The sequence below is a fragment of the Bacillus thuringiensis genome, assembly GCF_001595725.1.
Taxonomy (GTDB): Bacteria; Bacillota; Bacilli; order Bacillales; family Bacillaceae_G; genus Bacillus_A; species Bacillus_A thuringiensis_K.
On the sequence record NZ_CP014282.1, the window covers coordinates 480199 to 503901 of the forward strand.

The window sequence follows — 23703 nt, forward strand, 5'->3', positions numbered from 1 at the left end:
AGGATGACTCAAGTATTAGAAAATGTTAAAAACGCATGGGAAAACTTTAAAGGTGAAAAATGGAAAGCTGAGATTGATGTTCGCGATTTCATTTTAAATAATGTAAACGTTTACGAAGGAGATGAATCTTTCTTAGCGGGAGCAACTGAAGCAACGAAACAACTTTGGGATCAAGTAATGGATTTAACAACAAAAGAACGTGAAAACGGTGGCGTTCTTGATATGGATACAAAAATCGTTTCTTCTATTACATCACATGAACCAGGATATTTAAATAAAGATATTGAAAAAGTAGTCGGTTTCCAAACTGATAAACCATTTAAACGTTCTTTACAACCATATGGTGGTATTCGTATGGCGGAACAAGCTTGTGAATCTTACGGATACGAAATGGATAAAGAACTTAGTCGTATTTTTAGAGATTGGAGAAAGACTCATAACCAAGGTGTATTCGATGCTTATACATCAGAAATGAGAGCTGCTCGTAAATCAGGTGTTATTACTGGTCTTCCAGATGCATACGGACGTGGACGTATTATCGGTGACTACCGTCGTGTAGCATTATATGGGGTAGATCATTTAATTGAAGCGAAAAAAGCTGATTTAAATTTAACTGGCGGTGTAATGAGCGAAGAGACAATGCGTTTACGCGAAGAGTTATCTGAGCAAATGCGTGCACTTCAAGAGTTAAAACAAATGGCTGCTGCTCATGGTTTTGATATTTCTAAGCCAGCAACAAATACGCAAGAAGCATTCCAATGGTTATACTTCGCATATCTTGCAGCAATTAAAGAGCAAAACGGAGCTGCAATGAGTCTTGGACGTACTTCTACATTCTTAGATATTTATATTGAAAGAGATTTAGCAAATGGTACTTTAACAGAAGAAGAAGTACAAGAAATTGTGGATCACTTCATTATGAAATTACGTCTTGTGAAATTTGCAAGAACACCTGATTATAATGAATTATTCTCTGGTGACCCAACTTGGGTAACTGAGTCTATCGGTGGTATGGCATTAGATGGTCGTTCATTAGTAACAAAGAACTCATTCCGTTTCTTGCATACATTAGATAATTTAGGACCAGCTCCAGAACCAAACTTAACAGTTCTTTGGTCTAAACAATTACCACAAAACTTTAAAAACTACTGTGCAAAAATGTCTATTAAAACATCAGCAATTCAATATGAAAATGATGACATTATGCGTGCTGATTACGGCGATGACTACGGAATTGCTTGCTGTGTATCTGCAATGAGAATTGGTAAACAAATGCAATTCTTCGGCGCACGTGCAAACTTAGCAAAAGCATTACTATATGCGATTAACGGTGGTAAAGATGAAAAATCTAAAGCACAAGTTGGTCCTGAGTACGCACCGATTACTTCTGAAGTATTAGATTATGAAGAAGTTATGCATAAGTTTGATATGACAATGGAATGGTTAGCAGGCCTGTATTTAAACACATTAAATGTTATTCATTACATGCATGATAAATATAGCTACGAACGTATTGAAATGGCACTTCATGATACAAATGTTCTTCGTACAATGGCAACAGGTATCGCGGGTCTATCTGTAGTGGCAGATTCATTAAGTGCAATTAAATACGCAAAAGTAAAACCAATTCGTGATGAAAATGGTATTGCAGTTGACTTCGAGATTGAAGGAGATTTCCCTAAATACGGTAACAATGATGATCGTGTAGATGAGATTGCTGTAAATCTTGTAAAAACATTTATGAATAAACTTCGTAAACATAAAACATACAGAAATTCTGTTCATACAATGTCAATCTTAACAATCACATCTAACGTTGTATATGGTAAGAAAACTGGTAATACTCCAGATGGCCGCCGTACTGGAGAACCATTTGCACCAGGTGCGAACCCAATGCATGGACGTGATACAAAAGGTGCATTAGCTTCATTATTATCTGTGGCTAAATTACCATATAAAGATGCACAAGATGGTATTTCTAATACATTCTCTATTATTCCGAAAGCACTTGGTAAAGAAGATGATGTACAAGTACGTAACTTAGTATCAATGCTTGATGGCTATGCAGTAAAAGAAGGCCACCACTTAAATATTAACGTATTTAACCGTGAAACATTAATGGATGCAATGGAACATCCTGAGAAGTATCCACAATTAACAATTCGTGTATCTGGTTATGCTGTAAACTTTATTAAATTAACTCGTGAACAACAAATTGATGTAATTAACCGTACAATGCATGAAAGCATGTAAATGAAAAAAAGTGTCCCTTCGTTCTTAATATATAGCGAAGGGAGGCTGTTTCAATAAAGGAGGAAGTAACATGGTAAAAGGAAGAATACATTCTGTAGAGTCTTGTGGTACTGTTGATGGCCCAGGGATTCGTTATGTCATATTTACACAAGGGTGTTTATTACGTTGTCAATATTGTCATAATGCTGATACGTGGGAAATCGGTAAAGGTAAAGAAATAACAGTTGAAGAAGTGATGCAGGATGTGACATGTTACCTTCCATTTATTGAAGCTTCCGGAGGCGGTATAACAGTTAGCGGTGGAGAGCCATTATTACAACTAGACTTTTTAATTGAGTTGTTTAAAAAGTGTAAAGAGGCTGGTATCCATACAACAATTGACTCTTCTGGTGGTTGTTATTCTGAGGAACCAGAATTCCAAAATAAGCTAGATATTTTAATGGATTATACAGATTTAGTTTTATTGGATCTGAAACATATCGATTCCAAAAAGCATCGTAAATTAACAGGGAAACCAAATGAACATATTTTACAATTTGCTCGTTATTTATCGGATAAGAATAAACCGATTTGGGTACGACACGTATTAGTCCCTGGTGTTACGGATAATGAAGAGGATCTACAAAAACTATCTAGCTTTATTCAAAGCCTGTCTAATGTTCAAAAAGTTGAAGTGTTACCATATCATAAGCTTGGTGTATATAAATGGGAGGCGCTTGGACACAAGTACCCACTCGCAAATGTAGAACCACCTACTGAGAAAAATGTAGAACATGCTAAACATATTTTACAAGCGGTCTAATCCAAATATTGGATTAGGCTTTTTGCTTTCTTTACAATAAAATCTAGAGTATATATTGATAAAAGAGTATACTGAAAGTAGAATATCCATAATTTTGTAAGGAATAAGTGGAGAAATTTACATAATTGTAAAGGGAAATCAAAATAGTAAAAAGAATTAAGAAGTAAAAGAGTGAGTATCATGGAATAGAGAACATTTGTAAGTTATTGCGAAAGCTCTTATAGGAAAGTATAATGTAAAGATATGAGCACAGATAGGATTAAGGGGTCAATCTTATATGCTTTGCATATCCACGACAGGTACATAGCTGAAAGGGAATTATTAGAATCTGTTTATGTAATTTTTAAGGAAAATGTTTTTCCTATTGTCGTATATGCAATATGGAGAAACAAAAAGCTAGGAGTGGATTTGTTTGATAAAAAACCCCAAGGTTTTAATATTAACTGCACATTACGGTAATGGTCATGTGCAAGTAGCAAAAACATTAGAACAAACATTTCGCCAAAAAGGAATTGAAGATGTTATTGTATGCGACTTGTTTGGAGAATCACATCCATTTATAACTGACATTACAAAATATCTATATTTAAAAAGTTATACAATAGGAAAAGAATTATATCGTTTGTTTTATTACGGGGTAGAAAAAATTTATGATAAGAAAATAGCATCTTGGTATGCGAACTTTGGAAGAAAACGTTTGAAAACACTGTTACAGGTGGAGAAACCAGATATTGTAATTAATACATTTCCAATTATCGCTGTACCAGAATTGAAGAAACAAACAGGTATTTCAATTCCTGTCTATAACGTATTAACGGATTTTTGCGTGCACAAAATATGGATTCATCGAGAAGTAGATCGTTATTTTGTTGCAACGGATCACGTGAAAGAATTGATGGTTGATATCGGTGTACCTGCGGAACAAATTGTTGAAACAGGAATTCCAATTCGGAGTAGTTTTGAGTTAAAGGTAAATCCAGAAATCATATATAATAAATATCAGTTATGTGAGAACAAAAAGATTTTACTAATTGTAGCAGGTGCTCATGGAGTATTAGGAAATGTAAAAGAACTATGCCAATCATTTATGTCAGTGCCTAATTTACAAGTAGTTGTCGTTTGTGGAAAAAATGAAGCTTTAAAACAGGATTTATTAAGTTTACAGAAGCAAAATTCCGATGCATTAAAAGTGTTTGGGTATGTTGAAAATATTGATGAATTATTCCGTGTTACTTCTTGTATGATTACGAAGCCAGGCGGAATAACATTAAGTGAAGCAGCAGCGTTGCAAGTACCTGTCATTTTATATAAGCCTGTTCCAGGACAAGAAAATGAAAATGCGATGTACTTTGAAAGAAAGGGAGCAGCAGTTGTCATTCGCGATGATAGTAAGGTTTTTGCTAAAACAGAGGCATTATTACAAGATGATGTGAAGCTTCTTCAAATGAAAGAAGCAATGAAAAGCATCTATCTTCCAGAGCCAGCTGGTCATATTGTAGATGCAATTTTGGCAGAAAATCATGCAGAACCGCGCCATATACCTATTAAATCACCTGCTCTTGCACAATCTTTTACTTAATATGAAACCCTCTTTGTATATGTAAAGAGGGTTCTTTATTATTTTCAAAGAAAATTTAGCCAGTTATCCACAAAAGGATTACGCTTTCATTAAACAGTAAAGTCGGAATATTAACAACTATATCCACATTGTCCACAATTTTTAGAAAAATATCCACAATTAAAACAGCTGATATATGCTTTAATATAGAAAAATATTAAATGTTTTTGAAAATTACTAACAAATTCATTGATTTTGTGGATAAAGTTGTCCACAGCAAAAAAGACCCTTATGTATAAGGGTCCTTTTTGCTTACTTCTATCAGTCGAGAAAATTATGTAATGAAAATGAATAATTAGGGGGGAAACTTCTAATTATTCATTTTCACTTTAAATGCTTTTCGAGCGATATCCTGCTGCACGATCTGCTTTTTGAAATTCGCGTTGATAGAGAACTTCTTGTGTACTAGATAATGTGTTTTTTGCTTTATCACGTTTCTTTTTATCCATTACAAATCACCTCGTGTCTTAAAGTTACTATTTATCGTTTCCAAAGACATGAGGGGATATACGCATATGGAAAATGTTAACTATTGATTATTATTTCAGAAAATTTAGATTACGCTTCTTTTAATTGATGAGCATCTTTGAAGGTTGTATCTCGCATTGTAGCAAGTGTGTATTGATCTTTTGGAATTTCATATAAGTTATACACTTCTTCGTTTGCGTTAATTTCATCATATACGGCTTTTCTTGTTTCGTTTGCTAGATTCACATATTGCAGTTTTTCTGCAGCTTTAATAGAACGAATATTTATTTTACGAATACGCATGAAAATTGTTTCAATATCTAATTCATAGAAAAGTTCACTAAAAAATGAATCTTTTGCCAATTTATTATAGCCTTTTCCATGATATGGTTTGCCAAGCCATGTCCCGAGAAATCCAGCTTTTTCTTGCACATCAAATAAAGTAATTGTTCCGATAGGGTTACCCCATTCATCTAAAATTGTGCGTGAAATTAATTCACCACGCTCTTCAGCTTCAATCGTTTGTTTCGTTAAGAATAAATATTCTTCATAAGAATAAGCCTTTTGACGCACAAAAGGGAAGACAGCTGGATCCACCATTAACTCGTATAGAACGTGGCTGTCGTGTAAGTCGCGTTTTTTCAACATACTAACTCCTCCTCACACGAGGGTAGCATGACGAAAAAACACCCCACCCTCGAAATTTTTATATCAATCTTTAAAAAATTTCGGGGTGGGAATCGAACCCACTAGAACCAGTTTCTAACGCTGGTGGCGCACCATTTGCCTTCCCCATTCATCAATTTGAAAATGATAATCACGACACAAATTGATTATGGTTTCATTCAGTTTATAATCGTATAATACTTTATCTAGTCAAAAAAATAAACTAGTTTTTTTTATTTTTTTTGTAAATTATTTTTCCATCAATCATAGTTAGTACAGGCTTGGCTAAATAATGGAAAGGATGATGAGTCCATAACACGAGATCGGCGTCTTTTCCAACCTCGATGCTTCCAATTCTATCCTCTAAACGCAAATTTCGCGCTGGAAATATGGTGATTCCTTCTAGTGCTGTTTTCTCGTCTAACCCTTCTCTTACTGCGACAGCGGCACAAATATTTAAATATTGAATGGGTGTATAAGGATGATCTGTTGTTATAGAAACTTCCACACCATTTTTAGATAATATATGGTAAGTATCCCATGTCTTGTTTTTTAGTTCGATTTTAGAACGACGTGTCAGAGTGGGACCAACTGAAACCTTCAAATTGTGTTTCGAAAGCTCTTCAACAAGAAAGTGTCCTTCTGTACAATGTTCAATACGTAGATCAAGGTTGAATTCCGTTGCAAAGCGTAGCGCAGAACTAATATCATCTGCTCGATGGGCGTGGATACGTACGGGTATTTCACGACGTAATGCTTTTAAAATAGGAAGCATTCGAAAATCAGCTTCGTGCCCGTAGTGTTGCGCTTCATAGAATGATTCCCGAAGTAACCCCATAATCCCCATACGTGTAATGGATTCTTTTGTTCCATTACTATGGACTTTTTTAGGATTTTCTCCAAAGGCAATCTTTAAACCAGCAGGTTCTTGAATAATCATATGATCAATACAAGTTCCAGCTGTTTTTATTACACAAGTCGTACCCCCGATAATATTTTGACTGCCAGGCATAACGTGAACGGTTGTAATTCCGTTTTGTACAGCGTCTTGAAAGGCAATATCGAAAGGGTGGATCCCATCTAAAGAACGAATATGTGGTGTTGAAACTTCAGATGTTTCATTGGCATCATTTCCAGCCCAACCAGTACCCTCATCATAGAGACCAAGGTGAGTATGGACATCAATAAAGCCAGGTAAGAGATGGAGTGCTCGTGCATCTATAACGGTCATATCCTGAGTAGGTTGAATAAAAGGTTTGACCTCGGTAATTCGCTCTCCTGTAACGAGTACATCGCCTTGAAATTTTTGAGATGTAATAGGGTATACAATGGCTTGTTTGAGCAATATTTTCATAGGTACCTCATTTCTGTTACTTTATAATGCTAATGGAAGTTAAGGGAAAGTAACTGAAAGGTTATTTGTATGGTGATGCTTCGGATTCTAGAAAATGAAAGTTTTGAAAGAGCCCATGTAAAATTGTGTTTTAGAAGTACTACATTGTATGCGAAAGTATATTTTGTAATGCATGGTCTATTGCCGGAAATGTGTATTGGTATCCATGTTCAATTGCTTTAATGGGTAATACACGTTGCCCTTCTAGTACAAGTATACTCATTTCACCTAATAAAGTTTGAATGATAAATGAAGGTACAGGCAACCAATGAGGTTTTTTCATTATAGTTGCAATGGTTTCTCCAAATTCCTTCATTCTTATAGGTGTTGGTGCTGTCATATTAAGAGGACCATCAATTTCTTTTTTGTGTATGATGAAATCCATCATACGAACGACATCGTCTATATGAATCCATGATAACCATTGCTTCCCAGAACCAATGGTGCCGCCGATATAGAATTGATAGGGAAGTAGCATTTTTGGAAGAGCTCCTCCATTTGCACCTAATACAACTCCAAATCTTGTGTAGATTGTTCGTATTCCGAGAGAACTTGCTTTAGATGCTTCTTGTTCCCATGAATATACTGTATTTGCTAAAAAGTCATTTCCAGGAGTCTTATGCTGTTCTGTAAAAGATTCTATTTCAGACGTTCCATAGTATCCAATAGCACTTGCGTTAATAAATGTGTGTGGTTTTGTATGGAGTGTTTGCAATTGTTTAATGAGTCCTTTTGTTGTTTGAATTCTACTGTTTAAAATGGCTTTCTTTTGTTGCTTTGTCCATCTACTATTAATAGACTCTCCGGCTAGATTAATAACTACATCAATAGAAGAGAGGGGGAAGGTTTGTAAATCCGGTGTCCATTGAACATACTGAAGGTTAGGGTCGGAAGTTTCAGTAGTTTTTTTTCGTGTGAGAATGTAAACAGTATATCCTTTTTGAATAAAAAAAGTAGAAAGGTATTTGCCGATAAAGCCTGTACCACCAGAAATTGCGATTTTCACAAGTATTTCCTCCTCATTATATATATTCTTGAAAAGAAAAAATGTTCCTCGACTATGTTAAAATAATAGAGAGGTGAGAGTATGGCTGTCATTACAAAAATCGAAGTACAAAAACGATCGAAAGAACGATTTAATATTTATATTGATAAAGGTCAAGGCGAAGAGTACGGATTTAGTGTGGATCAAGTAATCTTAATAAAACATGGATTACAAAAAGGATTAGAAATTGATGAAATCGAGTTAGGAAATATTTTGTACAATGAAGAAGTACAAAAAGCATATTTACAAGCAATCTCCTATTTATCCTATCAAATGAGAACAAAACAAGAAATAGAAGATTTTTTACGAAAAAAAGAAGTGGGACAGGCCATCATCTCTGAAGTCGTTTCGAAATTATTACATGACCGATATATTAATGATAAAGAGTATGCTGTTTTATATACGCGAACGCAAAGTAATGTGAATCGAAAAGGTCCAACTGTTATTAAAAGAGAGCTATTAAATAAAGGTGTTCAGGATTTAATTATTACACATAGTTTACAAGAATATCCAAAGGAAAAGCAAATTGAGAATGCTTCGTTTCTCATAGAAAAGAAGAAAAAATCTTATCAAAAGCATTCTTTTTTACAAATGAAACTAAAGTTAGATGAGATGCTTGTTCGAAAAGGATATTCTAGAGAAGTAATTCAGATTTGTTTGGAAGAATTGAAAGACGAAAAAGATGACGAAAAGCAACAAGAAGCGTTACACTATCATGGGAATAAATATTATGAGAAATATAAGAAGCATGATGGATGGACATTTGAAAACAAGATGAAACAAGCGTTATATCGAAAAGGATTCTCTATTGATGAAATCGAGATATTTTTGCAAATGAAACGCGAAGAGGAATGAGGAGAATAAGATGAATATGCCAAAACGCTACAGTGAAATGACACCGCATGAGCTAAGGGAAGAAATTGGCGCTTTGAAGGAGCAAGCAGTAAAAGCTGAGCAGCTTGGGATTGTCAATGAATTTGATGTATTAATGAGAAAAATGGCAATGGCTCGTGCTTATATGACGGATATAAACAAATTCCGTATTGGTGAAACATATGAATTAGTAGAAGAACCTGGTGTATTATTTAAAATTACGTATTTCAATGGGGTATTTGCTTGGGGATATAAGCAAAATGATAATGAAGAGATTGGCATACCAATTTCCTTATTGCAAGAAAAATAAAAACCAGAGAGCACATATCTCTCTGGTTTTCATCTTTGGTAGGCGTTAAAGGAGATAGGAGATTCTAAAATTGGCGTTTTTTACATTCATTTGCCAATATAATGAGAGACTGGGTTTGTTGCGTCTGTCCGTTAACTTGCGCTTTCGCATGTTTTGGACGAGTCCACGTATGGTTAAATAATTCAGAACGACTATCTAAGCGATCACGGTAGCTCATCTTTATCACCTCGTGTAGGAAGTTAATTTAATTTGTACTACTCTTCCTGCTGATTTGCAGCACGCATACGTTCTTGTGGGTGCGTGTTAATTGTGCCGTTAGGTCGTTTCGAAGCGAAGCGTGATTTCGCTTTCGGTTGACCGTCGATTTTGCTGTTATTTTTTGACTCAGACCAAAATTCGGCTTGTTTACCCATTGCGAACGCCCTCCTCATTATCGGTTGATACCTCTTCTTTAAGAAGTATCAATTATAGAATGTGCAAAATTGAAGAAACTATCCTTTAGAAATGAAGGGATAAATAGGTAAAAGGAGATTATAATATGAATGATATTTATGAAATATTAACGAAAGAATTATTAGACAAGAATGACAAGCTTTCTTACGCACAAGCTCGTGCGTGGGTTGAGTTACTATGGGAAGATTTTCAAACAACTTATGCCAAATCAGGTCGTTATCAAGGCGATGAAATGACGGAACAAGTGGTACGATCATGGATTAATAATCATGGTATACGCCTTCATGAAATGCGTACAAATAATCCGAAGTATAGCCATTTAATTAATCAAGAAGATCATTTGAAACATTAAAAAAAGCGACTTAAGTCGCTTTTTTTAATGTGGAAGTAATTCTAGTTTTTTTCGAAGTTTTTCTTCACTAAAAATCCATCCTGTATAGGAGCTAATAATATTTAAATTGTGGTCGAGCTGAACGATCGCGACAAATGGATAATAATCTTTACTTCGGTATCGTAAATCAATGAATCGTACTTCGTAATAATGATCATGATCAAAAATATCCCAGCGATATACAGGAGAGAAAGATAAGAAGGCTGAGATGTTTTCATCTTGTTTAGCTGCTCGCATAATATCATTGTCTGGGAACGGTACCCGATCGAACTTATCATATATCATGATGTTACCACGATGCCATCTCGCAACGTAGTAATAATCAGCCGTAACGACTGCTAAATGATAATGATAAAATCGGTAAGAAGGAGAAATGATAATCTTCTCGACATTGTTGAAACGTTTGTGTACAACGCTTCTTATATTTCTATGCATCATAATCCGTCCGATATAGTAAATAATCATTAATATATATGCTGCTAAGGCTGTATATCCTTTATGAGAACCGACGAGCATGCAAGCAATTGCAAGTATATGGATAAAGAAAATTACGGTATCGAATGTATTAATTATGCCAAGTGCGACCCATTTTTTTGTGAAAGGTCGTAATGCTTGTGTACCATAGGCGTTGAAAATATCTACAAAGACGTGAAGAAAGACGGCAATAAATGACCAAAGTAGTAAATGAAGATATGGAGCTTCTGAAAAGAAGGCGAAAGAGATGCCACTTATAAGGAATGACCAAAGAATTACCGCGGGAATGGAATGAGTAATCCCACGATGATTTCTTATATATTTAGCGTTATTACGCAATTTTAAAACTGTGTCAATGTCAGGAATGTTGGAACCAGCAATTGTAGCAAGCATAACAGCTTGAGGGCCAATATCACTTTGTGCTATGGCTGGATCTAATGTTGCTAAGCTACCTAAAGTGATACCCATAACAAGGTGAGTGGCTGTGTCCATAGAAATCCACCTCCGTTTTTTTATTAATGTAACTCTTTTTATTCGATACCTCAAGTCCTTTGCCTTCTATTTCCTATGTCATCTTACTTAAATTTTTTCCTAAAATCTTTATAATAGTACTTATATGCAAAAAAATGAGGGGGATCAAGTTTGACACTTGAAATACTAAACAATTTTAATATAGAGCAGTTTCAAAATGATTTAATTGGTTGGTTTGAAGAAGAACAGCGCGACTTGCCATGGAGAAAGAATAAAGATCCATACCGCGTTTGGGTTTCTGAAATTATGTTACAGCAAACAAGAGTAGAAGCTGTAAAACCATATTACGCAAATTTTATGGGGAAGTTTCCTACACTTGAAGCGTTAGCGAACGCAGATGATGAAGAAGTATTAAAAGCATGGGAAGGTTTAGGATATTATTCTAGAGCACGTAATTTACATGCGGCAGTAAAAGAGGTAAAAGAAGTATACGGCGGGGTTGTACCAAGTGATGTAAAGAAAATTGAAAAGTTAAAAGGAGTTGGACCATATACAAAAGGTGCTATTTTAAGTATCGCATATGGTATACCAGAGCCGGCAGTTGATGGAAATGTTATGCGTGTATTATCTCGCATTTTATCAGTATGGGATGATATTGCAAAACCAAAGACTCGAAAAGTTTTTGAAGAGATTGTGCGTGAAATTATTTCGACTGAAAATCCATCTTATTTTAATCAAGGTTTGATGGAATTAGGTGCACTAATTTGTATTCCGAAAAATCCAGCATGCTTACTTTGTCCTGTACGTGAACATTGCAGGGGATATGCTGAAGGTGTTCAAAAGGAGTTACCAGTAAAAAGTAAAGCGAAAGCTCCGACGATGGTACCCCTTGTTGCAGGAGTACTTCAAACGGAAGATGGTCGTTACGTCATTAATAAACGTCCAAGTACCGGATTATTAGCTAACATGTGGGAATTTCCGAATATTGAACTTGGCGAAGGGATTCGAAATCAGAAAGAGCAGCTTATAGATTATATGAAAGAGAAATTTGAGCTCGGGGTTTCTATTGATGAGTACGCAATGAATGTACAACATACGTTTACACATCGTACTTGGGATATATTTGTATTTTACGGAAAAGTAACCGGTAATATTGTTGATACAGATACATTAAAATTTGTATCGAAAGAAGCATTCGAGCAATTGCCTTTCTCGAAATCACATCGTACTATTTACGAAAATTGCGTGGAGAAAATTACAATGCAATAAATAAAAAAAGTGTTCCCAATCTAGGGAACACTTTTTTAATCGTAAGAAATTTTTGTCCCATGAGTCCAACTAGCTTCGCCTTCTTGTAAGCCGCCTCTTGATTCGATTTCTACTACAATTTCTTTGTAAATACTTTGCCCTTCGGCGTTTAAATAAGGCAAAATTTGTTGTAATGAATGATGAAAATAAGCTAATTCATCTTCTTTCCACTCATTTTTTGAAACCATCGTTAGTTCAGTCATATCGCGTCCTATATACATATTCCCACCTCCATTTCTTATAGTTTGAATAAGTAACAAAAGATATATGCGGAAATTATTCAAAAGAAAATTACGGATAGCTTCTAAGTGAATTGGTTACATTATTGATTGTGGAGGTGAGAAAGATGAGTAAAAAACAACAAGGTTATAACAAGGCAACTTCTGGTGCTAGCATTCAAAGTACAAATGCTAGTTATGGTACAGAGTTTTCAACTGAAACAGATGTGCAAGCAGTAAAACAAGCAAACGCACAATCAGAAGCAAAGAAAGCACAAGCTTCTGGTGCACAAAGTGCAAACGCTAGTTATGGTACAGAATTTGCAACTGAAACAGACGTGCATGCTGTGAAAGAACAAAATGCTAAGTCAGCTGCAAAACAATCACAATCTTCTAGCTCAAATCAGTAATGAAAGAAAAACACTTCTCTAATTCGTGAGGAGTGTTTTCTTTGTGCGTGGATCGTTGTAATGAAAAGAAAGTGAACGACATAACTTCTAATAAGTCAACAAATGTAGTCAAAGGAGAAGGCAGTTAACAATTAGAATTATGTAATTAGGAATAATAACTGATGAATAAGTCCAAAAGGGGGTAAGTGATGAACGATTTTGATAAGTTGGTAGGGGAGCAATTAGAAACGATGGATGAGTTGTTAAAGTTACAAGCACATCTAGAGAAGTATCAACAAATTGAAATGAATGAAAAAGATACGTGTGATAAAAAAGAACTGCATTTTATCCGCCAGGAAATATATAGAACAGAAGTAGCATTGAAGATGTTACATGAGAAATTTGAAGAACAAACGAATAGTGTAATCCAATCTTTTGAAAATGAAAAAATGATTTCAAATTTAGGATAAGATATATTATTACTTTCAGATGAAAAGTCCTTCAATAGAGAGGGACTTTTTCTATTACATGTCCTCTTTTATAAATAATACAGTACAATCCTTGTTTCCTGAGAAGATTGGGGATTATTGTATTCAACAATAAACATTCTGCATATTCACTGTGAAAAATAGAGTCTTGTCCCTTTAGTTTTAAAATTTCGACAAAAAAGTTATAATAGAAAAAAAGTGAATGCCGTTCAAAGGGCATTTGCAGTTGAAAGAAGGGAGCATATATGGGATTTCCCAAAGAAGGAGAAAAAGTACAAATACATAGTTATAAACATAATGGCTCCATTCATAGAATGTGGGAAGAAACAACAATTTTAAAAGGGACACAGAGTCTTGTAATCGGAGCGAATGATCGTACAGTAGTTACAGAATCGGATGGCCGAACATGGATTACTCGTGAACCAGCAATTTGTTATTTTCATGCCAACTATTGGTTTAATGTGATTGGGATGCTTAGGGAAGATGGCGTATATTATTATTGTAATTTAAGCTCACCTTTTGCGTATGATCCTGAAGCATTAAAGTATATTGATTATGATTTAGATATTAAAGTATATCCAGATATGACATATACGCTTCTAGATGAAGATGAGTATGAAAAACATAGTCAAATTATGCAGTATCCACCTGTTATTGATACAATTTTAAAACGAAATGTAGCACATTTAACACAGTGGATTCATCAAAGAAAAGGTCCATTTGCACCAGATTTCGTAGATATGTGGTATGAACGATATTTAATGTACAGAAATTAAAACAAACCTGCAGGGGGCTTCCCGGCAGGTTTGTCCTATTAGAGGGGGGATTATGTGCAAGGCATAAAAAGATATTTACAATTTGTTAAACCATATCGATGGCTTATTGCTATTACAATTATTATTGGGCTAGTTAAATTCGGTATCCCACTTATTATGCCGTGGTTATTAAAGTATATTATAGATGATGTAATTCAAGGCGCGGGCTCACTTCAAGATAAAACATCTCAATTAATAACAGCGATTGGAATTGCTTTTTTTATTTTTGCGGTATTAAGACCACCGATTGAATATTATCGTCAATATTTCGCACAACGTATCGCAAATACAATACTGTATGATTTGCGGAAGCATATTTTCGGTCACTTACAAAAGTTAAGTTTACGTTATTATTCCAATACAAAAACAGGGGAGATTATTTCGCGTGTCATCCATGATGTAGAACAAACGAAGGATTTTGTAATTACTGGTTTGATGAACGTCTGGTTAGATACTGCAACAATTGCTATTGCTATCATTGTTATGTTTTCTATGAATATAAAATTAACATTTGTTGCGTTATTGATTTTACCTATTTATGTAATTGCAGTGAAATATTTTTTCGGACGTCTTCGGAAATTGACGAAAGAGCGTTCACAAGCGTTAGCGACGATGCAAGGGTATTTGCATGAACGTATTCAAGGAATGCAAGTGACACGTAGCTTTGCGTTAGAAGAGTATGAGGGGAAGCAGTTTGAAAAAAGAAATAATGAATTTTTAACGAAAGCATTAACCCATACAAGTTGGACGGCGAGAACATTTTCGGCAGTAAATACGTTAACCGATTTAGGTCCGTTACTTGTGATTGGTTTTGCAGCATATGAAGTAATTCAGGGGCAGTTAACGCTAGGGACGATGGTTGCTTTTGTTGGATATATGGATAGTTTATATAGTCCGCTTCGCCGCCTTGTTAATTCATCCACAACATTAACACAATCTTTTGCATCGATGGACCGTGTGTTTGAACTGTTAGATGAAAAATACGATATTGTTAATGTGCCAAATGCAGTACAAACGAAAAAATTAAATGGAGAAATTGTATTTGACAATGTTTCTTTTCGTTATAATGCAGATGAAAAAGAGATATTACACAACTTGTCATTAACTATGCAGCCTGGAGAGAAAGTAGCGCTTGTAGGAGCGAGTGGGGGAGGGAAGTCATCTCTTGCTAGTTTGATCCCGCGTTTCTATGATGTTTCTGAAGGCGCGGTTTATGTAGATGGCATAGATGTAAGAAAGTATAATATGAGAAATTTGCGTAGTCATATTGGAATTGTACTGCAAGATAATTTATTGTTTAGCGATACAATTGAAGCTAATATTCTATATGGAAATCCGAAAGCTACAGAGAAAGAAGTGATTGCAGCTGCCAAAGCTGCGCAAATTCATGATTTTATTATAGACTTACCAGATGGTTATAATACTGTCGTTGGAGAACGTGGTGTGAAGCTATCGGGCGGGCAAAGGCAACGCGTGGCAATTGCACGCGTATTTCTAAAGAATCCGTCGGTACTTATATTGGATGAAGCAACTTCGGCTTTAGATTTAGAAAATGAAAGGTATATTCAAGAGGCGCTTCAGACGTTAGCTGCTGACCGGACAACGATTATAATTGCACATCGATTAGCGACGATTACGCATGTTGATACGATTATTTACATTGAAGACGGTGAGATTAAAGAAACAGGTTCTCATGAAGAGTTAATGCGAAAAAGAGGATTTTATTATAATTTATATCAACTTCAACATATAACAGAAACAGCTCCTTTAGCATAAAAGGAGCTGTTTTTTATTCGTCTTCTTTTTTATCATCGATTTGGAGTTCTTTTTCTGGTTTATGGTATGTGTAGAAGCTATCTACAAGTAAATCTAAATGCTCTACTTCTTCACTATAGTTAATGATGGAAGAAATAAGAGGGAAGAGATGTAACCATGTTTTATATGCTTCTTCATCGTCCTTATTTTGATATTCCATAAAGATATCAATTAATTCTTGTTTACCTGTTTCGACTTCATCAAGCATTTCAACTGATTGTTGTTTTTTTGCTTTACCAATAAATTTTAATAAAACTTGTTCATGATAATGCGTTAATGAATCAAGTTCGTTTTGGATAGATTCCTGAAATTCCTCTGGCATATAGCGCAGTTCATTTTCAGTACGGTGTAATGATTTTAACGTACTTAAAGCACGGCTTGTTGTCGCTAACATTTGTCTGAATAAAACGAGCTTACGAATTTTTGCGAACTTTACTTTTTTCGTGTAGCTTCTTTCTTCTTTATACAGCAAATAGTAATGGTTTAGTTTGATCATTTTTTCTTTCATACGATCAATATCAGTTTTTAGCGTTGTAAAATCAGAAGCCTGCCTGCTATTCATTCGAATCCATTTTACAATTTCTTCTGTATTATCAACGATACGATGATAAAGTTTTGTTTCATATTTCGGCGGCATAAATACTAAATTTACAAGTGAAGCCGCAATAATACCAATCATAATCGTCGCAAATCGAAGTAAGGCAAAACTAAAGAAATCTTCGCCTTGATACTCCATAATGGCGATAACTGTTACTAAAGCAATTGATATTGTGTTTTCTAATCGTAATTGTAATGTAAGAGCAATTACTAATATACATGTTAATCCAATAATAAAAGGATTATGTCCAAAAGCAGTAGCAAATGCGATAGCAAATATCGCACCAATTACATTTGCTTGAATTTGTTCAAGTGCTGTTAAATAAGAACGGTATACAGACGGTTGAACAGCAAAAATAGCTGAAATTCCCGCAAATACCGGACTCGGTAATTGAAGTAAAATACAAGCAAATAAAGCTAACGTGATGGCAATACCCGTTTTTAAAATGCGAGCACCAAGTTTCATACCCTTAATAAGATCCTTTCTCTTGTCATAATGAATGTACAACATGATACTATACATTCATTACAATATGTTAGCAAGTGATATTTTAGTGACGTTAAAAGAAATTAGTATTCATTTTATCCCGCTAATTGTGAGCAGTAAGATTCCTGCCTCAAAAATTAGAAGCTAGATGCCGGTAAACGTCCGATTGGTGTAGGCTAATTAAAGTTTCACTTTATAATTTTTCCTAATTTCTTTTAAACATCAGTTTTTAGTAAAAAAACCTGCTGAATTTCAGCAGGTCTCAAATTGTTACTATAGATTACTATGAGAAGCGTACTTCGTCAATTTTTTCTTAATAATGAAAATTACCTATTTTACTCTGTTGAGATAGATGGGTCTGCCTGTTCTTTTTTCGGGATAATCTCAAAAAACTGGTTCTGTATATCATCTAATAATGCTGTTAATATAGCAACTTCCTCATATTGCTCATGCTCATTTAATACACGAATATAGTCTAGCAATAATTCAGTTACATCTTTCAAACCATTTTTACTAATTGGTTGTAATGTAACATTTGCACCTTTTGCGATTCTTCTTTTTAAGGCCTGTTCTGTTAAGCCTAAGTTTGAATCACGACGCAAATAAACAACACCGCCAGTCATGCCAGCACAAATCCATGGCCCAGGGTCACCTAAAACAAGCGCTCGCCCATTTGTCATATATTCAAAAGCAAAACCTTTAATATTGGAGTATGCACCTATATTTCCTTGCTCTTTTTCACGAAGTGGTTTTGTTATTCTACCTCCAATTATCATGTCTGCCCCAGAAAGGCGAATGCCAGCGCGAGCATCAGCGTTCCCTTGCACGTATAGTGCCCCTTTTTGTGCACCATATCCAAATCCTTTTCCGACAGAACCGTTATAATATACTCCGTCTTTTCCTTTTGATTTCGTTATATAAATCCCACCACCAAAGGAAGTTTTACCAATGCCATCTTGTGCGCCGCCATTTACGTGTATAAATAAATTTTCACTATTGTAAGCGCCTAACCCATTTCCGGGAATAGAACCATTCGTATACTTTAATGTAAGTGGTTCAAGTTGAGTAGCTTCATATAGTTTACTGCGAACGCGATAACATGATTCTAGACCCCCCATAACGCGTTGCTCTACACCAACGCCTACTAATTCTTTTGAGTCAGCGGAATGAACTGTCTTAAATTGTTTTTCTGGTACGCCTTCTGTTGTTGTAACAGATGGATGTTCTATTATTTGTAGTAAATTACGTAAGTTTAATAAATTTTCGCCTCGAACTTGCTCTAATAAATCAGAACGCCCAACTATTGCTTGTAAATTTGTATACCCAAGCTGTCCTGTTAATCGTTTTAGTTCTACACCGAAAGAGGTGAATAAATTTAGCAGGCCAGCAACTGCGCTTTCTAATTCGCGTGGGACGAAGCGGCGTAACCCATGTTCTTTTGCTTGTGCTTCAGACTCAATTTGTGTCGCAATTCCAACATGGCAAGTATCTAGATGACACCCACGGCAAGTAGTACAGCCGATTGCAATCATTGATAGTGTGCCAAATCCAATCCGGTTTGCTCCGAGGAGCATGATTTTCAAGGCATCATTTACACTTCGAATACCACCATCTGCCCAAATCTCTACTTTATGTCTCATGCTTGCTTCTAATAAAGCGTTGTGAGCGGCTTTAACACCAATTTCTACAGGAAGACCTACATGTTGCAATGCGTGAATACGGGCAGCACCTGTTCCGCCATCGAATCCGCTAATGTTAATAAAATCAGCGCCAGCTTTGGCGATACCGACAGCAATTGTTCCGATATTAGGAACGACAGGGACTTTCACGGCTACTTTGGCAAGTTGATTAGCTGTTTTAATTTCCGTAATCATTTGAGCTAAATCTTCAATTGAATAAATATCATGGTTATTAGAAGGTGAAATTAAATCTGAGCCAATTGTCGCATTACGTGCTTCAGCGATTTTGGCTGTTACTTTTGAACCAGGTAAATGTCCGCCTTCCCCAGGCTTTGCGCCTTGACCGATTTTGATTTCAATTAAGTTGGATGAGTTTAGTAGTTCGGCATTTACTCCAAATCGCCCAGATGCCACTTGTTGTCCACGTGTATGTGGGTATTTTCCAATCATATCTTTAATTTCGCCGCCTTCACCGTTCAAGCTAATCATATTTAGCTGATCGGCTGCTTCTGCATATGCGCGAAAGGCAATTTCGTTTTGAGAACCAAATGACATAGAACTAATAATAAATGGTAAATTATGATTTTGAATGCCGATAGATACTTCTTCAGTTGGAACGACATGTTTTGTTTGTTTCGTTTGGACAAGGTGTCTGATTGCGATTGGATTATTCTCTTCTAGTTCACTTAACTTGTCACGGTAATCATCATAAGAATTTCCTTTTGCAACGTCGCCGATTGCTTTCCAAATTCGCGGGAATATATGAAATGATTTTCGCATTCTAATTTTAGGATTGTTATAATCCTCTGCTCGTATTTTTGCATCTTCAGCAAGTGATTCGAGTGAAAAGGCTAAATCATTTGAACCGAAGAAATTTGTAATTTGTAATATATTTGCGATTTCTTCATGTAACCCAATAGATGAATAGAGACGTCCGTAACCACGTAACTCATGAATGCCAATTGTTGAAATGACTTTTTCTAATCCTTTATTAAGTGCATTATACAGATTCGTAATTGGTGTTTTTGTTCCATCATTTACAGTCGCGAATAATAAATATGGATTAATACTATCTGCTCCTAATCCATATAGCGTGACAATGTCATGTAAGGAGCGAAGGGCACCAGAACGTATAACGAGAGAACAATTGCGGCGTAATTTATTTTCACTTAATGATTGATGCACTTTAGCAGTAACTAAATGTGGATCAATCCAAAAGCGTTCATTTAGATGGGCTTTTGCGTCATCTAATACTAGTAGGGAAGCACCATTGTTAACAGCAGCTATCGCTTCAGAACTAATGCGGTTTAATGCACATTGTAGAGTTTCTGACGAGCTGAATGTAGCAGAGATTGTGGCGATAGAGTTATGAGTTTTAAATAGTTCTATGAGTTGTTCGTACGTAATTGTGTGTAATTCCTCTGCAATAGGTTGTGCCACGCTGCCTTCTAAAATAATTGGTGAAAGCATTTCAACTACAAATGGCCGTTTTGCGCCGCTTAATAAACTTGGACGCTCTCCAAGTACAGTACGTGTAGAGAAGTGTTCAATTTCACGGTCACGGTCAATTGCAGGGTTTGTAACAACAGCTACACTTTCTTTAATAAAGTCAGCGATATTTCGTCTATCAGTATCAAGTGCGGCAAGTGGTGAGTCATGCCCAAGTGAGCGTATTGGCTCAACGCCTTTTGTTGCCATCTGTTCAAGAAGTTGAATATGTTCTCGGTCCCATCCGAAAGCGACATATTGTTTCGTTTTAACTTGAACAGAATCACATAGCCCTTGAATTTTTTTCGTTTCAGGGATAGATAAATTTAAATGGTAATTGGTAGTATCAATTCGCTTTTTAAAACGGTTATATACTTGGATTTGATATTTGTCATATTCATAAAGAACAAGTTCATCTTGTTCATTCCATTTTAATCCAACTTTTTCTCCAGGAGCGAGTGGTTTTGGTTCTGCTACATATTTAGTTGGTGATACAACTCCAGGTTCAGAAGAGAAAATATAAGAGCTTTCTGTCTCTACTTTCCATACTGGGCGTAATCCAAGAGAATCAACGCTGAAAACAGCTTCATCTTTAAAACGTGAAATGATGCCAGCTGGTCCTTGTGCAAAATGTCCCCATGCTTCACGTATATACGTATATAAATCTTGTAAAGGTGTTTCATAAAGTTTAATTTCATTAATAATTGGTGGGAATAGTATTTCCATTGCTTCAAATAAACTGTAGTCGTATTGAACAAGTAGGGTTTCTAAGGTGCGGTTTAAATCTTGAGAGTCACTGCCTCCAGCAGTAAGTGGTACATCAATCATTTCAGCTTGATCGCGTAATTTCGCAATTGTGTTAATTTCACCATTATGTCCGAGAATACTAAATGGTTGTACACGAAAAAAATTAGATAATGTATTAGTAGAGTAGCGGTTATGTCCTAATGTCATAGTTGAAGCGATAAGTGGATGTTGTAAATCATTATAGTAGGCAACAAGTGTATCACCAGCACCTAGAACTTTATATACAACATGATCACGACTTAATGAAGCAACATGAATTGTTTCGTTTTCCTCTATTTTTATTGTGACAGAAAATAATGTTTGCTCAATATTTGTAATTTCGTTTTCTGCGATAAGGGCAACTTGCCAAAATAAAGGTTCTTCTTGTTTACCGAGTGGACCGAGCGCATCTGAGTTTGTTACATCATCACTTTCGAAAATGATAGTAAAGTTTTTGTTGTTTAATTGCGTACGAATATAATCTTTTAAGGCAGTAATGTTTTCTTTTTTATTTAGAAAAAAATGTCCAACGATAAAGTGGGGATGATCCACAATCGTTGGATTATATCCACTACTTTTTAGTTTTTCATGCCAAAGCGTTTTTGGTATATCAATGTGAATGCCGATGCCATCGCCCTCGCCATTAATGAAACCAGCTCTATGATTCATTTTGACGAGTGATTGTATGCAAAGGTCAATGTTTTCTTTTGTAGCAATTTTTCGTTTCTCCATAACGGAAACGATTCCACACGCATCATGTTCTGCATTTCTATAATCTCGAAATAAAGACGGTGTCCATGTATTTTTTTTATTGAGCATCCGTCAATCCCCCCTCTTGTAAAAGTTAGAATAATCTTACTATTTAAGGTGCGAATCACCTTGTACACAGAGATAGTAATGCTGTAAAAGAATATAAAACAGATAATTATGAATAATTATACTATTAATACGGAATTTATGAAATAGAAAAAAGGAAAAAAGAAAGGTGAGCTTTCTTTTTTCCTTTTAATGATGGGATTATTTATTGTCTGCTAGGGCAGCAAATGCTCTGCCGACAGCTTCGATTGTATATTCAATATCTTCTTTTGTATGTTCTGTAGTTAAGAACCATGCCTCGTATTTAGAAGGTGCTAAGTTAACTCCTTCTTGAAGCATTAGCTTGAAGAATTTACCGAACATTTCACCGTCTGTATCTTGTGCTGCATCGTAATCTTCAATTGTATTTGTTGTGAAGTATACAGTTAAAGCACCTTTTAGACGGTTTAATGTAATATCGATATTATGTTTTGTAGCTTGCTCTAAAATTCCTTTTTCAAGCATGGCACCAAGTTCATCTAATTTCTCATAAAGTCCTTCTTGTTGAAGAACTTCTAGACAAGCAATACCAGATGCCATAGAAGCAGGATTTCCTGCCATTGTACCTGCTTGATATGCAGGTCCAAGCGGAGCAACTTGTTCCATAATTTCTTTCTTACCACCGTAAGCACCGATTGGAAGTCCGCCGCCAATAACTTTACCCAGAGCTGTTAAGTCTGGTGTTACGCCAAGTAAATCTTGAGCACCACCGTACATGAAGCGGAAAGCGGTAATAACTTCATCATAAATTACTAGTGCGCCAGCTTCATGAACAAGTTCATTCACTTTCTCAAGGAATCCAGGTTTTGGCTCTACAATACCGAAGTTTCCAACAATCGGTTCTACAAGAATAGCCGCTACTTCATGTCCCCATTTATCTAACGCTTCTTTTAAAGTTTCTACATTATTAAATGGAACAGTAATAACTTCTTGAGCGATACTTTGTGGTACGCCGGCTGAGTCAGGTGTTCCTAGTGTAGAAGGACCAGATCCAGCTGCTACAAGTACTAAATCAGAATGACCGTGGTAACAACCAGCAAATTTCATGATTTTTGTGCGGCCTGTGTAAGCACGAGCAACACGAATTGTCGTCATTACTGCTTCAGTACCAGAGTTTACAAAGCGTACTTTATCTAAAGCAGGCATTGCCTCTTTTAACATTTTTGCAAATTTTACTTCTAGCGCTGTTGGTGTTCCGTAAAGTACACCATTTTCAGCAGCTGTTGTAATTGCTTTTGTGATGTGCGGGTGAGCATGTCCAGTAATAATAGGACCGTATGCTGCTAAATAATCGATATATTTATTTCCGTCTACATCCCAGAAATAAGCACCTTTTCCACGTTCCATAGCAACAGGAGCGCCCCCGCCAACTGCTTTAAAAGAACGAGAAGGACTATTAACGCCGCCAACGATATGCTCTAAAGCTTCTTTATGTAATGCTTCTGACTTTGTGAATTTCACTACCATTCATCTCCTTACAAAAATCTATGTATTATTCTAACATGTTTTTCGAAAAGACGTATTGTTTGTGATAGAGAAGGCAGTTGGGTAAACTATTCGT

The 23703-nt window shown here is 35.7% G+C and carries 22 protein-coding genes; 11 read left to right on the top strand and 11 right to left on the bottom strand.

What is annotated here, in order from left to right; translation table 11 throughout:
* Window positions 1-3 precede the first annotated feature (3 nt).
* The 3 genes from pflB to AXW78_RS02440 all read left to right on the top strand — a co-directional run bounded on the left by pflB (window position 4) and on the right by AXW78_RS02440 (window position 4634).
* Entirely contained in the window at window positions 4-2253 is a 2250-nt protein-coding gene (gene pflB / locus AXW78_RS02430) for a formate C-acetyltransferase (RefSeq protein ID WP_000195482.1), read from the top strand.
* Window positions 2254-2323: 70 nt separating this feature from the next.
* Window positions 2324-3055: a pyruvate formate-lyase-activating protein gene (pflA, locus tag AXW78_RS02435; protein WP_000238466.1), complete on the top strand. Its 732-nt coding sequence runs from the start codon at window positions 2324-2326 to the stop codon at window positions 3053-3055.
* Window positions 3056-3467: 412 nt separating this feature from the next.
* Complete coding sequence (locus AXW78_RS02440; protein ID WP_061883750.1) at window positions 3468-4634, top strand: diglucosyl diacylglycerol synthase; 1167 nt, start codon at window positions 3468-3470, stop codon at window positions 4632-4634.
* Window positions 4635-5002: 368 nt separating this feature from the next.
* Here AXW78_RS02440 and AXW78_RS02445 read toward each other — a convergent pair whose 3' ends face one another.
* The 4 genes from AXW78_RS02445 to AXW78_RS02460 all read right to left on the bottom strand — a co-directional run bounded on the left by AXW78_RS02445 (window position 5003) and on the right by AXW78_RS02460 (window position 8206).
* Window positions 5003-5122, bottom strand: coding sequence for a YfhE family protein (locus tag AXW78_RS02445; protein ID WP_000358482.1), 120 nt, complete (start codon window positions 5120-5122; stop codon window positions 5003-5005).
* A 109-nt stretch (window positions 5123-5231) separates the two neighbouring features.
* On the bottom strand, window positions 5232-5789 hold the full coding sequence (locus AXW78_RS02450; RefSeq protein ID WP_000914735.1) for a GNAT family N-acetyltransferase: 558 nt from the start codon (window positions 5787-5789) through the stop codon (window positions 5232-5234).
* Window positions 5790-6030: 241 nt separating this feature from the next.
* Complete coding sequence (locus tag AXW78_RS02455; protein ID WP_000698317.1) at window positions 6031-7161, bottom strand: amidohydrolase; 1131 nt, start codon at window positions 7159-7161, stop codon at window positions 6031-6033.
* Between the two features lie 139 nt (window positions 7162-7300).
* Entirely contained in the window at window positions 7301-8206 is a 906-nt protein-coding gene (locus AXW78_RS02460) for a TIGR01777 family oxidoreductase (RefSeq protein ID WP_000684401.1), read from the bottom strand.
* Between the two features lie 81 nt (window positions 8207-8287).
* On the opposite strand from AXW78_RS02460, the gene recX reads away from it, so the two are divergent.
* Window positions 8288-9100 carry a recombination regulator RecX gene (gene recX, locus AXW78_RS02465; protein ID WP_000268503.1) on the top strand — a complete coding sequence of 271 codons (813 nt, stop codon included), beginning with the start codon at window positions 8288-8290 and terminating at the stop codon, window positions 9098-9100.
* 10 nt (window positions 9101-9110) lie between these two features.
* Window positions 9111-9428, top strand: coding sequence for a YfhH family protein (locus AXW78_RS02470; protein WP_001057024.1), 318 nt, complete (start codon window positions 9111-9113; stop codon window positions 9426-9428).
* A gap of 64 nt (window positions 9429-9492) precedes the next feature.
* Here the strand turns inward: AXW78_RS02470 and AXW78_RS02475 are convergent, their stop codons facing one another.
* Together AXW78_RS02475 and AXW78_RS02480 are read right to left on the bottom strand one after the other, a co-directional pair.
* Window positions 9493-9645, bottom strand: coding sequence for a YpzG family protein (locus AXW78_RS02475; RefSeq protein ID WP_000122093.1), 153 nt, complete (start codon window positions 9643-9645; stop codon window positions 9493-9495).
* A gap of 37 nt (window positions 9646-9682) precedes the next feature.
* Window positions 9683-9841: a small, acid-soluble spore protein K gene (locus AXW78_RS02480; protein ID WP_000517891.1), complete on the bottom strand. Its 159-nt coding sequence runs from the start codon at window positions 9839-9841 to the stop codon at window positions 9683-9685.
* A gap of 125 nt (window positions 9842-9966) precedes the next feature.
* Here AXW78_RS02480 and AXW78_RS02485 point away from each other — a divergent pair, with 125 nt between their 5' ends.
* Window positions 9967-10233: a YfhJ family protein gene (locus AXW78_RS02485; RefSeq protein ID WP_000998165.1), complete on the top strand. Its 267-nt coding sequence runs from the start codon at window positions 9967-9969 to the stop codon at window positions 10231-10233.
* Window positions 10234-10257: 24 nt separating this feature from the next.
* Here the strand turns inward: AXW78_RS02485 and AXW78_RS02490 are convergent, their stop codons facing one another.
* Window positions 10258-11238: a metal-dependent hydrolase gene (locus tag AXW78_RS02490; protein WP_000379107.1), complete on the bottom strand. Its 981-nt coding sequence runs from the start codon at window positions 11236-11238 to the stop codon at window positions 10258-10260.
* A 150-nt stretch (window positions 11239-11388) separates the two neighbouring features.
* Between AXW78_RS02490 and mutY the strand changes: the two genes are divergently transcribed.
* Window positions 11389-12486: an A/G-specific adenine glycosylase gene (gene mutY, locus AXW78_RS02495; RefSeq protein ID WP_000171393.1), complete on the top strand. Its 1098-nt coding sequence runs from the start codon at window positions 11389-11391 to the stop codon at window positions 12484-12486.
* Between the two features lie 35 nt (window positions 12487-12521).
* Here the strand turns inward: mutY and AXW78_RS02500 are convergent, their stop codons facing one another.
* Complete coding sequence (locus AXW78_RS02500; protein ID WP_000275447.1) at window positions 12522-12746, bottom strand: hypothetical protein; 225 nt, start codon at window positions 12744-12746, stop codon at window positions 12522-12524.
* A gap of 125 nt (window positions 12747-12871) precedes the next feature.
* Here AXW78_RS02500 and AXW78_RS02505 point away from each other — a divergent pair, with 125 nt between their 5' ends.
* From AXW78_RS02505 to AXW78_RS02520, 4 genes are all read left to right on the top strand, one after another.
* Window positions 12872-13153, top strand: coding sequence for a gamma-type small acid-soluble spore protein (locus tag AXW78_RS02505; RefSeq protein ID WP_061883751.1), 282 nt, complete (start codon window positions 12872-12874; stop codon window positions 13151-13153).
* A gap of 188 nt (window positions 13154-13341) precedes the next feature.
* The gene (locus AXW78_RS02510) at window positions 13342-13602 is read left to right on the top strand and encodes a YgaB family protein (protein ID WP_000997576.1); all 261 of its coding nucleotides are present in this window, start codon (window positions 13342-13344) and stop codon (window positions 13600-13602) included.
* A gap of 263 nt (window positions 13603-13865) precedes the next feature.
* On the top strand, window positions 13866-14396 hold the full coding sequence (gene ntdP / locus AXW78_RS02515; protein ID WP_000506624.1) for a nucleoside tri-diphosphate phosphatase: 531 nt from the start codon (window positions 13866-13868) through the stop codon (window positions 14394-14396).
* 54 nt (window positions 14397-14450) lie between these two features.
* Window positions 14451-16211, top strand: a complete 1761-nt coding sequence (locus tag AXW78_RS02520; protein ID WP_061883752.1) for an ABC transporter ATP-binding protein — start codon at window positions 14451-14453, stop codon at window positions 16209-16211.
* A 13-nt stretch (window positions 16212-16224) separates the two neighbouring features.
* Here AXW78_RS02520 and AXW78_RS02525 read toward each other — a convergent pair whose 3' ends face one another.
* The 3 genes from AXW78_RS02525 to hemL form a co-directional block, all read right to left on the bottom strand.
* On the bottom strand, window positions 16225-17313 hold the full coding sequence (locus tag AXW78_RS02525; protein WP_000765787.1) for an aromatic acid exporter family protein: 1089 nt from the start codon (window positions 17311-17313) through the stop codon (window positions 16225-16227).
* A gap of 356 nt (window positions 17314-17669) precedes the next feature.
* Window positions 17670-22106, bottom strand: coding sequence for a glutamate synthase-related protein (locus tag AXW78_RS02530; RefSeq protein WP_000932752.1), 4437 nt, complete (start codon window positions 22104-22106; stop codon window positions 17670-17672).
* Between the two features lie 198 nt (window positions 22107-22304).
* The gene (gene hemL, locus AXW78_RS02535; RefSeq protein ID WP_003299918.1) at window positions 22305-23609 is read right to left on the bottom strand and encodes a glutamate-1-semialdehyde-2,1-aminomutase; all 1305 of its coding nucleotides are present in this window, start codon (window positions 23607-23609) and stop codon (window positions 22305-22307) included.
* Between the last annotated feature and the right edge of the window lie 94 nt (window positions 23610-23703).